Raw genomic sequence first — 13095 nt, 5'->3', positions numbered from 1 at the left:
AATTTTGTTGAGAATAAGTTTCACCTAATTTTAGAAAATTCCTCTTGAACCTAATCTTTTTTTGATAATTAACATTAAGAATTACCAAATTATTCCACAGTGAGGTGACTTTATGAAACTCTCCGAGGTACCGATAGGTGCAATTGTAGAAGTTAAACGTGTACTCCCTTCCGATATTTCGCCAAAATTAAGGGCTGTTGGAATACTTCCAGGTGTAAGAATAGAGGTGATTAAAGCTGCACCAATGGGTGACCCAAGGCTTTACAAAGTCTTCAATAAAACTATCTCTCTAAGAGATGCTGAAGCTGATTTAGTTGAAGTTGAACTTATCGAAGAAATACCACTTCCCGCTACTTTTGTAGAGCCTGGAATTTATAAAGTTGTAAATATCCTAGCTGGTAGAATTGCAAGGTCATCTTTAAGTAGATGTGGGATAATTGAGAATGAAACTATCGAGATATTGCCTGATAGGAGAGTTAAGACTTCCGTCGGAATATTTGACATTGGTTTTGGAAGACTATCGAAAGTTATGGTAACTAAGATAAGGGATAATGTGCTTAAAAACTCTGTAACAGATTTGGAGGAGTAAGAATGGTAATAACAGTCGGTCTTCTTGGAAATCCAAATGTAGGCAAGACTAGTTTATTCAACAAACTTGTTGGCGCGCGCCAATACGTTGCGAATTGGCCGGGTGTTACAGTTACAAGAATTGAAGGCGCAACAAGCTATAGGGACTATACATTACACTTCGTTGATTTACCAGGTGTTTATTCGCTTTCTGCTACTTCTTTAGATGAAAAGGTTACACGAGACTTTCTTCTTTTTACTCCTCCAAATGTCACGGTCGTTGTTATAGATAGCATGACACCTGAACAAGGTATGTACCTTTTGTTAGAATCTCTTGAACTAGGCTTAAATGTTGTTGCAGTTTTTAACACTATAGACGAAGCAAAGAAGAATGGCATAAACATCGATAAAGAAGCGTTACAAACATTTTTGGGTGTACCAGTAGTTCTAACTTCCGCCCATACAGGTGAAGGTATTGACGAATTGAAGGAAACGATAATTAACTCATTTAAAAAGGTAACGCGAACAAAATTATTTGAATATGGCGAAGAAATAGAAAATCTAATAAAGAAAGTAGAAAATTGCGTCTCAAACGAATACAACAAAAGATTTATGGCAATAAAATACCTTGAGAACGATAAATTCGTTCGTGAATTAATAAATAATTGCGACTTTACAACAGATGAATCAATAGCCACGGAAATAGCTAAAAAGAGGTATGAATACATAACCGCAATAATTTCGAGATGTTTTACCAAATCGAACAATTTGTTATCCACCATGGAAGCTTTAGACCATGTTTTAACGCACAAATATTTAGGCATACCTATATTTATTTCACTCATTTATTTAGCATTTAACTTTACATTTAAAACTTCGGAACCTTTAGTTGGACTTTTGGAATTCCTATTTGGAAAACTTGTCGAATTTATAGGAAACGACACTATGTTTAAATCTTTAATATCTGATGGAATTATAAATGGCGTTGGAAGTGTTTTAGCTTTTATACCAAGCATATTTGCCTTATTCTTTGCACTTGGGATAATGGAAGAAAGTGGATATTTACCAAGAATAGCATTTATTATGGATAAATTAATGTACTCTCTAAGACTGACAGGTCGTTCATTTATGACCTTACTCTTAGGGTTTGGTTGCAACGTCAGTTCAATAATGGCAGCTCGTGGCTTATCTGACGAGCGAGAAAGAATAACAACCATTTTGGTGTCTCCATTCATAAGTTGTAACGCACGAATACCTGTTTATCTAATGATAATAGGCGTGGCTTTTTCGCAATACAAAGCTGAAGCTTTCTTTTTAATTTATCTTTTAAGTATAGTACTTACCGCTATCTCATCAAGAATTGTCAACAAAGTTATACTTAAAGGAGAAACTGTACCTTTTATAATGGAATTACCACGGTACAGGCTTCCAAAATTATCAAATATAGCAGTGTATATGTGGAACAGAGGTAAACATTTTATCGAAAAAGCTGGAACAATAATCTTTGCAGCAAGCATAATTGTATGGGCACTCTCGTATTTTCCAGATCCAAACAATATTGAAAATAGTTTTGTTGCCATGATTGGCAAATCTCTAGAATTCTTATTTAGGCCTTTAGGTTTTTCATGGCAAACAGTTTCCGCACTTATATTTGGTGGTGTAGCAAAAGAAATTATAGTATCATCATTCTCACAATTCTACAACGGTATTGAAAACGTAGTGCTTTCACCTGCTACAGCAGCGACGTTGATGGTATTTGTTCTAGGTTACATACCTTGCTTTGCAACACTTGCAGCTATAAAGGCGGAAACAAATAGTAACAAATACACGTTGTTTGCGATACTTTATAGTTTAACCATTTCTTATTTTATCGCATTTTTGGTTAATATTTCTTGGAGGCTGTTATCATGAAGTACATAAATTTGAATCTTTGGATATCGATATTTTCTTCTTTCCTTATATCTATTATGTATATTTTTGAAAAACAGTATATATTTGCACTTATACTTTTCACATTTTCTCTTGTATTTTTAACAAGCTTCAGAGAATTTGGCAAACCAGCTATATCATACCGCATAGCGCATCTTTACGTTGGAAATATCCTATTTTTAATAACTGGTGGGTACGTATTTCTAACATTCATATTTTCCATGATTAATAAAATTTTTGGTGAATCTATCTATAAATTAACTAACGCGGATATCGTTCTGATGATATTTTCGCTGTATAACATTTATAACGTACAAAAACTCAGAAAATTAGCTTTTAAGAAATAATGCTTATCAAAAAACATGTATATGTAGCTTTAATTCAAGAAAGTAAATATTGAATTTTGAAAAAGAGTGGTTTATAATAAAATTTAAGGATAAAAATATAAATAAACCTCCCTTTGCATGTTGAAAGGGAAGCCCGGTGAAAATCCGGCGCGGGGCCGCCACCGTGAGTGGGGACGAAATTCACAATATACCACTGGCCTAATTTTGGCTGGGAAGGTGTGAAGAGTAGGATGATCCACGAGTCGGGAGACCTAACATGCAAAGGAAGGGAGCCATCCACCACGTAGCCTGGGGATGGCAAAAAATTTTTGCATAGAGGAGGGGTTTGTGTATGAAAACTTTGAGAAAAGTCTGGTTATTGGTACTGTTATTGTTTACGGTTCTTTCCTTAGCTATTGCGGTTGTTGATGATGCAGGAAGAATTGTAAACATTCCTATGCCACCTCGTAGAGTAGTTTCCGCGGCACCAAGTGCAACAAGGTACCTTCAAGCTTTGGGATTGGAATATAGGATTGTTGGAGTTACAGCATGGGATAATTACAAAAAAGCGGAAAATATAGGTAACATGGTTCCGCTTAATATTGAAAAAATTTATTCTTTAAAGCCTGATCTTGTACTGATGTTTGGTGGATTCCAATTCCCAGAGGTTGAGAAACTTGAAAAAGCAAATCTTACCGCTTATGTTTTGAACGCCAACACTCTCACCGACATAATAAAAGCAGTTGGACAACTCGGAGCAGTTTTCAACGTAAAAGAAAAAGCAGATAAAATTACCAACGAATTGAGGCAAAAAATGACTGAAGTTGGTCAAAAAACTTCAAAAATACCTCTTGAAAAAAGACCTACAGTATTTTTCACTATAACCGTACCTGATGAAAAAGTAAAAGAACTTTGGACAGCTGGTACGGGGTCCTATATGAATGAACTTATTGTTATTGCTGGCGGTAAAAATATCGCAGCTCCATATTCCGGAAATAACGGTTGGTTATCGGTAAGCTGGGAATGGTTGGTACAACAAGATCCCGATGTAATTATCATTGGTGCTTATGGTGATGTAAAGTCTGTTGAACAGGCTGTCAAAAATCATTCAATAATGAAAAATCTTAAAGCTGTGAAAAACAACAAAATCTTTGTAGTTGATGGTGACGAAGTAAGTCAAGCGGCTCCACATATATTCAAATATCTCGATATTTTCTATAATTTCTTCTATGGAGGAAAGTAATTTGTCCAAGTTAAAGTCTTTGATTTTAAAAACAGGGAGATACTCTCTCCCTGTTATTTTTGTTGTGGTCTTTCTCTTAAATCTATCCTTCGGTACAGTGAATGTAAGCGTTTTCAAAATTTTTAAACTTTTAACTGAAGATTCTCCAGAAAAGTACATGATATGGAATTTAAGATTTCCAAGGGTACTCATGGCAACACTTACAGGTATCGCACTATCAATCGTTGGTAACACTTTCCAAGCAATTATGAAAAATCCTCTTGTTGATCCATATTTAGTGGGAACATCCGCGGGTGCAAGCTTTGGAGCTTTACTTGCTGTATATTTTGTGGTCAATTCTATTGCACATGTAAGCATTCCAACAATGAGCTTCATTTTTGCGGTAATTGCTTCTCTTATGACTATAACTTTGGCAAGAAAAGGGAGTGTAATACCAGTAGTTCATCTCGTACTAAGCGGTGTATTGGTGAGTACGATGTTTTCTGCAGGCAGTATGTTATTATTGAACATAGCGCAAAAAACTTTAGTAACAGGTCATGTATGGCTCTTTGGCTCATTTTCTGGTATTACTTTTTCTGATATACCTGTTCCAGCATTATCATTAGGTGTTTTCGTTTTTTTATCTTTATTGTATAGCAAACAACTTGATGCGATGTCACTTGGTGAGAAGGAGGCAAAAAGCCTAGGAGTAAATGTTGAAGGCGTAAAGTGGCTTTTTTATTTGCTTGGTTCATTTGTAACTGCAGCATTTGTATCTAAAACAGGAATTATTGGCTTTGTAGGTTTGATAGTCCCGCACATGGCACGCATGATATCTGGACCTTCACATAGAAAAAACATTCCGTCGACGATTTTAATTGGTGGATTATTTATGTCAGTGTGTGATACCCTTTCACGTACACTTCTCAATCCTGTGGAAATACCAGTTGGTATAATAACCTCCTTAATTGGCGCCCCGTTTATGTTTTGGCTCATGAAAAGAAAAAGTTGATAGAAATTGCAAACTTGTACAAAATTAAGCACTAAATGTGCTATAATTTTATTTAGATTTTATACAAAATTATTTGGGGGGATTTTTGTGAAAAGGTTTTATTCAAGCATTTTTTTGTTTATTGGAATACCTATACTTTTGTTTTATTTATTCTCATGCTCCAACATTTCAGTTTTAAGCATAAGAAACTTAAAGTATGATAACAACGATATAACCCAAGTAACCGAGACCATCTCAGTAGACAGAACTAAAGAATTTTCAGTCACCGTAACTGGAAACAACCCAACCGTTACATGGAAATTGGATGACATTACATTTGCCTCGGGGCAAAATTTGACAAAATTAAAGTTAAATGATTACGCATCAAAGCTGAATTTGAACTCTGCATTTTTCAATATAGAGCACACACTATCAATAACAGCTAGTGATGGTAGAAAAAGTGTCAGCATAGAAAAAAAGATAAAAGTTAATAATCTCCAACCTGTAGTAATTATAACACCTGAAGTTATAACTGAAGAAACCGAAGAAGTTACTGTTAATATATCTGATCCTGAAAATGATGGAATAATATCATCGGTAAAAGTCTTGAAGTTGGACGGAAGCATAATTTGGAAAAATGAAAAAGACCTCCAAGTAAAAATACCAATTAAAAGTTTTCCAAGAGACAATTACATTATAGATATTTACGCCAAAGATGTTTACGACGCAGAAAGAACTGTCCAAAAAATGGTAAACATAATAAATCAATCACCGACAGTTCAAATAGTACAACCATTTCAGAATGAAATAGTACCAACGTACTTTATTTTACGTTGGAATGGTATAGATAACGATCCTAACGACAGACTTAAATATAAGGTTTCAATTTTAAAAGGTTCAAGCACTATACTAACTTCTGAAACAACAGCTACGGAATTTATAGTAAGTGGTTTAGAATACAACGCACAATATAAAGCATCAGTTACCGCTTACGATCTTTCAAAAGCATCTTCAACGGCAGAAGTTACTTTCAAAACGAACTCAAAGCCAAGATATTCGTATGTAATCTCAAAGAGCTTTGATGGAAAATCAATAATTAATATATCAAGCACTATAAACCTGCCAACTATAAAGCTTGAGGGATTTTTCGTAAATTCAGATGATTCAGAACTTGTAGATTTAGATGTCGTAGAAGACTATATTTATACTGTTGGTGGCACAAGCCTTTATGTTATAGACGCATCAGACAAAAGTCAACCAAAGCTAATTAAAAAAATAGACCTTGGAACAACATTAACATCAATAAAAATTTACAAACATTATGCAATTATAGGTGAAGGTACTCGTGGATTAACTGTTGTGGATTTAAAAGATCCCGCGAATCCAATAGTTGCAAGCAAAGAGTTCGGAAAAATAATAAAGAGATTACAAGTTCCAGTATCTACGTACTCAAAATTTGGAACAAAAACAAACTCAAAAGTAGATATTACCCAAGGTAAGATAAGCTCCATAAAACTTTCAGGCACAAATGCATATTTGGCTGTCAGTAATTACGGACTATTAAAGCTTAACTTAGTCAATATACCAAATATTACCATCAATGATGTAATTATTCTTTATCAAGGGCAGGTAAACGATTTAGATATAGGTCAATTTAATTCGAAATTTGTTATTGCATTTTCAGATTATAAGAGCGTAAAATATGTAAACCTTTCAGATGCAGAAAATGCCCCCAATGAGCTTCCATCATCTTCCGTAACAAATTTAGCCAACAATCTATTTGATACAGAAGTTAAAGGCGTAAAGTTGTCAAACAACAATTTATACGCATTCACAATCGACAGAATTAGAAAATGGATAAACGATTCCATATCATCTGAGGTTGCATTTGAGCTTGGAGCTAAATTTACAGATATGTTATTTATAAAAGAAGACGATAGTAACAATCATGCGATTGTTCTCGATAGTGGTAAAGGGCTTACAACTTACTTAAACGATTCGAAAAATGAACCAAATAAGTTATACAAAGCTTTTGATATAAAATATCTAAACAACTTTGTTTTTGCAGTCGGTGATGGATTCCATTGTAATGGTTTATATGTTTTAGATGTAAGAGATCCACTTGAACCGACAATTAGAAGATGGGATACCGGTCAATTTTTGAACAAAATCGATGTGAAAATGAAAGCTGTACCAAAAAGTAACTCAACAAGAGTAGCAAAAATAGTCGTTGCAAATACTGAATCAAAAATCGCAAAATTGTATGATTTTGATTATACAACTTTGAATTTATCTACGGCAACTCCTTTGGATCTATCTGGATTTAACTCTATATATGATGTCGCAATAGACGCGCAAGGAAGAGCTTACGTTTTGGGGAAGAAAAGTTCAGGAAACGTTGTAGAAATTTTTAGCTATGATGGTAATTCACTAGGAGTATCGGTAACGCTTCCAGCAACAATAAGTCAAAATATACCATATTTCTCATCAATTGAGGAAAACGTTGAACCAAAATCGTTGCAAGTTGTCGTTGATTACATATCTGAAGCTCAAAAACCATCTCATGTTATTGTATCATGTGGCCAAGCTGGGATAGTTAGGTATACTTTACTTACAGATAATGCTGGAAATATTCTTGGCTTCAACGATGAGAGAAAAATTTCAACACCATATTACGTTATTACAGAAAGTCCAAACGGATACACACTTAAGAAGTACAATCCTGGAAACGACTTGGCAATAGCTGTAGATAAATACTTCGATAGAATTTTTGTCGCTGATGGTGATTTCAACGGTATATGGATACTTGATAGAAACGGTGTCACGCTTACAGAAAAAGATGATGATAATTTGACAAAAACACCTGTTTTCGAAGGTGCACCTGCACGGAATATATCCTGGTACGGAGAAAAAATCTTTGTATCTGGTGGTGGATTTGGAATAAAGATATTATCTTCAAGCGGTGAGAAAATAACTGACATAGATTTCAAAGGTTTAACTTACGCATTTCATACGGAAGCTGATAACAGACAAATGGTTGTAGGAACAGATAACGGAATATTACTTTACGATATTACTAACTTACCTGCAGTAAAACCGATTTCAACACTTAATCTGCCAATGTATAAAATTATAGGAAGATAAAATGTAATTTCTATAAACCCCACATAAAGTCCCCCAAAAGGGGACTTTATGTTATTTAGTGTTAGTGCTATAATGTATTAGAAAAATTTCACAACTTTTAAAAGAAGGTAAGAGGTGATGAATTAAATGATAAAAGCGGTTAATTTAACAAAAAAGTTTGGTGATTTTACAGCTGTCGATAGTATCAACCTAAATGTAAAAAAAGGAGAGATATTTGGATTTCTTGGACCAAACGGCGCGGGTAAGACAACCACGATAAAAATGTTAACTGGTGCACTGAAACCTACGTTTGGTATGGTTGAAATCCTTGGTATGGATATGAAAAACAAAGAAATAGAAATAAAGCGAAGGATAGGCGTTGTTCCAGATGAACCTAAAATATACGAACACCTTAGAGGATACGAATTCCTTGAATTTATTATTTCTATCTATAAGTTGGATAAAAAAACTGTTAAATCACGCATAGATGACCTTTGCAATGTTTTTGGTGTGGATTATCTTGACAAATTTGCTGGCGAAATGTCACACGGTATGAAGCAAAAACTAATGCTCATATCTGTTTTGATGAGAAAACCGGAAGTGCTTTTCCTAGATGAACCAACAGTCGGGCTAGATGCCAAAAGTGCAAAAATTTTAAAAGAGCTTCTTAAGAAATATGCAGAAGAAGGTACCACTGTATTTATGACCACACACATACTCGAAATAGCAGAGAAGATGTGCGATAGAATAGCGATAATAAATAAAGGACAAATCATCGCTGAAGCAAGTGTCACTGAACTTAAAGAAAAATATGGTCAATCACTTGAAGATATATTCCTTAATTTAACCGCTTCAGAAGATATAAAAGAACTTGTTGAAGAATTGTGATTTTAATAAACCAATAAGCATAACAAAGGCAGGTGTCTTAAAATGAATGAATTATCGATACTGTTTAAATACATTGGTCTTTCACCAACAACAATGCAAACAACCCGGCAGATAAAAAGAAAAAAAGCAAAAATCGGAAATACTAATTACGCCTTAAGATATATTTCAACAATGATTATCGGTATTTTACCGATGTTTTTATTCATACTTTACTCAAATAAAAGTATCTATTCGAAACTTTACGAAGCTTTGAAGTTTTATCCACAATTCGAAGAGATTGGTATTATGTTTTACATGATGAATATAACGATGTTTTCCATATTTTACATTGTTGGGTTTATAGGAACTGGAATGTACGCATTCTCAAGGACAGATGAGTTGGAACTGCTCTTAACAATGCCTATTAAAAGAAGGATATTAACAATTTACAATCTCATCATTTCCCTTTCAAGCCAACTCTTCACAATTGCCTTCTTTTTGGGCGCAACTTTTGGATTCATGCTTGGTTGGAAGAACGTATCTTACACTTTTCTATTAAAAACCTTATTGCAATTATGTTTTATTACTTCGATTTCTGCACTTTTTTCGATATTGAGTGGTGGTATTAATTCGAAGAGTATCGTAAGGAAAATAAACGTAATTATAGTTTTACTACTTGTGTTTATATATTTTGGATTTTCTTACCTTCAAGATATTGATGTTACAAAGCTTGCAGAAAATGAGAATATTATTAGGTGGTTTGCTTTTACTACTTCCAAATACAATGTTTTAACTTGGGCTTATTCAAGTGATAAATTATTGATATCAATTATTATCGCTATATCAATTGTTGCTTCTATTCTATTTTGGTACTTAGCTGATAAAGTAATATACGAAGAAATTCGCACAAAAACTAAGAAAAAAGATGAAGTAAAACTCTCAAATAATTCTTCGTATGCTTCAAAATTCGGCCCGTTTTTCTGGAAAGATTTAAAAGCATTGCAGAGAAACGAACAATTTATATTTCTCATATTTTATCCCGTCGCATTTGGTTTATTCATGATGTTTGTATCCAATTCTGTTATTAGTTCAAGCGTACCGTTTCTTGCTATCGCTGTTTTGTATTGCGCTATGGAATCTGGGTTATTAACTATGGACGAATTTAAATACTCAGAAATAGTTAAAATATTACCATCTAAAAAATCATCTATAATAATTCCAAAATTAGTTATACCAGTATCAATGAACTTTCTTTTGCTCATTTTAATAAATTTAGTGGCACTGTTAACCAACAGATACTCCAAGGAAGCTTTTATTTTCTTACCACTCGCGCTTTTGCTTTTTCTACTTAGTGCACTCATAGGAGCGTATTACAGTATAACAAAGCCTGGAAGGCGAAAAAATCAACCATTCACAACCGTAACTACGTTCATAATCGAAGGAATAACATTAGGATTAGCCTTTGGTATGCTCTTCCCAATAGGCTATCTATCAGCTGGTCCCAAGTCAAAAGGCTGGACTATAATCTTATCCTGGACATCATTGATAGTTTCAATTGTTCTTTCCATAATTCTTGCAATAGTTTACTATAAAAAATTGAAAAAAACGATAATTAATATGAACGATTAAAAAAGTTATATAATCAAAAAAGCCCACCCAATCGGTGGGCTTTGTTCAAATTGTTAGATTATTTTTTAGTAAGTCAAATTCAATTTTGTCGTAGCATTTGTTTTACCGTGGTCAAATGTTGTTCGTGTAGCTTCAGTTGCATTGAAGGTCACATCTGTCCCTTCATAAGTAAATGTCAAGTTATTCCAAACAACTACTGTGTATTCGCCTGGCTTATGTTTACCAAGGTAGAAGTTTCCTTCCTTTCTAACCGGTATCATCTTTAGAACAAGAGGTGTTGCTGTAGTATCTGTTCCATTGTACAACCCTATCAAAAGTGGTTCAGTTGGAGCCGCGCCATTATGTGTTATACGACCTTCTATCGCCCATAAATCCTTCAAATCACCTCTCCATCTGTAAGCAATGCGTGGAACAAGCATATATGAATTCGGCCCAATCATTATGATACTCCTTGTCCAATCAATGCTTAGAGCAATCTCACCATCTTCATTGATTGTCCAGTTCATATTTTTTAGAACAATTTTAGCCTTTCCCGAAGGAATTGTCACAGGATAACTTTGGTCATTTATTGTAACCGTAGCCTGAGTTACTTCAAATGCTAAGGCTACAATAACCGCACCTTTAGGAATATCGAATGTCAACCAGCTGACATCGGTTGAGTCTAATGACACTAAATCAATTACTTGATCAACTGAAGTTGGAGTTGCCCATTTTCCTTCGCCAGGGCCTGTAGAATATTTGTAAGAGAACTTAGAGACCTTAACTTCTAATTTTTGAATATCTTTGATCCAAGGTGCCTCGTTCCTGAAAATTCCCAGGGTACTTACATCTGAATATTCTTGCGGTTTTGTGGTATCACCTTCGCCTTCCGTACCAGTTGTTAGCACAACTGAAACCTTTGCTTTTGAAGAGAGCATTTCAGAAATCTGTGTACAGCTGAACATAACAACTAAAATCAACACAACAGCAAAAATCAATAAAACCTTTTTCATAGCCAATCCCTCCTTTCAAAATTATCGTGAGATATATTTTTATACTATAAATAAAACCTTAAAAAACCTTAGAAAAATTCGTATTTAAATTTTGAAATTCTAAGGATTTATTAAGCTTTAAGGAATACAATTAATATTGAAAATCATAAATAAATTATAAATTCAACAATGTTAAATGAATGACCCTATCCCCTCCCCCCGTAAGTGTCAAATCCCCCGGAAAGGGGGATTTGATTTTTTTATTTTTCTTCCATTTCAAGCATTTTAATTGCTTTCCTAATATATTCGCTTTTCATAACTATATCCCATATCAATCCACTTAGGTAATTTTCAATCATCAACAATTCAATACCTTTATCTATACCTATGTAAACCTCAGATGTCCAATTTTTATCTAAGTTGTACGCATCTTTGAATCCGTACTTTCCCCATAGTTGTGGTACTTTTTCATAGTAATATCTTACCGTTTCTTCAACAATCTCCGGTACAAAAACTATGGAACCTAGTGCTCCACATGGCGGTACAGTACCATCAACATAATGCTGTGTATTATTGTTTGCAGATGGTGGTGCCCCAAAATCTCCTCTGTAACCACTTGGCGAATCACATGCGGTCAATCCCCAAGAGTACTCGTGCAGAGTTTTATACTTATCATGCATCTCTTTGCAATATTCCCAATTTGCTAATGAGGCTTTAACAGAATTTTCAAACCAATTGACACCAGATTTATCGGTAATTTTCCTAAAATCTATCCATGCATGTGAAAATTGGTATGTGAACAACGAACCTGTGTATGTGTATATCAGTTCGTAATCCTTATAATTTCCGATATCTCTTTGGAACGACCAATAAACAGAAGGTTCTACCGGGTACGTCGGCGACGCTACTCCGAGAAAGTACATCATCAACTGCTCTGCATATTTATCCCAATGCCCCCAAAAACCTCGTTCGTAACTGTATCCCATGTAAAATTGATTATTTTCCTTATCTAAATACCACGGAAAATTTACCCTTGAATATATCTGTTCAAATAAATCCTTAACCTCTCCGCCAAAATATTCACCTACAGTTAATGCTCCCATTAAAAATAATGCTGTGTCAATAATGGAAACTTCCGATTGCCATGTACGTTTACCGTCTTTCATATTCACAAAATGGATGAAAAATCCTTCTTTTTGCTCAACGTTATTGAGAAAAGTTTCAAGTGTCCTCTTGGCTCTTTCTCTTCCTTCAGCTTTTGTAATCCAGCCATGTTCTATACCAATCGGTATGCCACTAAGACCAAAACCCACTGAAGCTATACTCGCCACATCTTTGTCTCGCGTATTATCAAGAATTAGTCCATAACCTTCATCACTTTTAGACACCTCGTTCCAAAAAAATTCGAAACACAATTTTTCTTCAAGTTCTATAATGTCACGTGGTTTCATATTATGCCGCTCTCCTCTC

General features: G+C 34.4%; 10 protein-coding genes and 1 riboswitch. Of the genes, 8 read left to right on the top strand and 2 right to left on the bottom strand.

The genetic code is table 11. The annotated features are described in order from the left end of the window. The first annotated feature begins 112 nt into the window (after positions 1-112). From FNOD_RS01340 to FNOD_RS01305, 8 genes are all read left to right on the top strand, one after another. Positions 113-589, top strand: a complete 477-nt coding sequence (locus tag FNOD_RS01340; protein WP_011993448.1) for a FeoA family protein — start codon at positions 113-115, stop codon at positions 587-589. A gap of 2 nt (positions 590-591) precedes the next feature. Next, positions 592-2478: a ferrous iron transport protein B gene (gene feoB, locus FNOD_RS01335; protein ID WP_011993447.1), complete on the top strand. Its 1887-nt coding sequence runs from the start codon at positions 592-594 to the stop codon at positions 2476-2478. Next, positions 2475-2843 carry a hypothetical protein gene (locus tag FNOD_RS01330; RefSeq protein ID WP_148202022.1) on the top strand — a complete coding sequence of 123 codons (369 nt, stop codon included), beginning with the start codon at positions 2475-2477 and terminating at the stop codon, positions 2841-2843. The genes feoB and FNOD_RS01330 overlap by 4 nt, the downstream gene beginning before the upstream one ends. 101 nt (positions 2844-2944) lie before the next feature. Beyond that, a riboswitch (cobalamin riboswitch) is annotated at positions 2945-3116 on the top strand. Positions 3117-3174: 58 nt separating this feature from the next. Continuing rightward, on the top strand, positions 3175-4065 hold the full coding sequence (locus FNOD_RS01325; RefSeq protein ID WP_011993445.1) for an ABC transporter substrate-binding protein: 891 nt from the start codon (positions 3175-3177) through the stop codon (positions 4063-4065). Between the two features lies 1 nt (position 4066). Next, the gene (locus FNOD_RS01320) at positions 4067-5056 is read left to right on the top strand and encodes a FecCD family ABC transporter permease (protein ID WP_011993444.1); all 990 of its coding nucleotides are present in this window, start codon (positions 4067-4069) and stop codon (positions 5054-5056) included. Positions 5057-5143: 87 nt separating this feature from the next. After that, positions 5144-8179, top strand: coding sequence for a hypothetical protein (locus FNOD_RS01315; RefSeq protein WP_011993443.1), 3036 nt, complete (start codon positions 5144-5146; stop codon positions 8177-8179). Between the two features lie 126 nt (positions 8180-8305). Beyond that, positions 8306-9046, top strand: coding sequence for an ABC transporter ATP-binding protein (locus FNOD_RS01310; protein ID WP_011993442.1), 741 nt, complete (start codon positions 8306-8308; stop codon positions 9044-9046). A gap of 42 nt (positions 9047-9088) precedes the next feature. Then, on the top strand, positions 9089-10654 hold the full coding sequence (locus tag FNOD_RS01305; RefSeq protein ID WP_011993441.1) for an ABC transporter permease: 1566 nt from the start codon (positions 9089-9091) through the stop codon (positions 10652-10654). Between the two features lie 65 nt (positions 10655-10719). Here FNOD_RS01305 and FNOD_RS01300 read toward each other — a convergent pair whose 3' ends face one another. Continuing rightward, positions 10720-11646, bottom strand: a complete 927-nt coding sequence (locus FNOD_RS01300; RefSeq protein WP_011993440.1) for a DUF4382 domain-containing protein — start codon at positions 11644-11646, stop codon at positions 10720-10722. A 239-nt stretch (positions 11647-11885) separates the two neighbouring features. Beyond that, positions 11886-13076: a glucoamylase family protein gene (locus tag FNOD_RS01295; protein ID WP_011993439.1), complete on the bottom strand. Its 1191-nt coding sequence runs from the start codon at positions 13074-13076 to the stop codon at positions 11886-11888. Between the last annotated feature and the right edge of the window lie 19 nt (positions 13077-13095).

Origin of the sequence: Fervidobacterium nodosum Rt17-B1, assembly GCF_000017545.1 — a bacterium.
GTDB classification, from domain to species: domain Bacteria; phylum Thermotogota; class Thermotogae; order Thermotogales; family Fervidobacteriaceae; genus Fervidobacterium; species Fervidobacterium nodosum.
The sequence above is the reverse complement of the archived record's forward strand: the minus strand, read 5'-3'. Positions and strand labels throughout refer to the sequence as shown.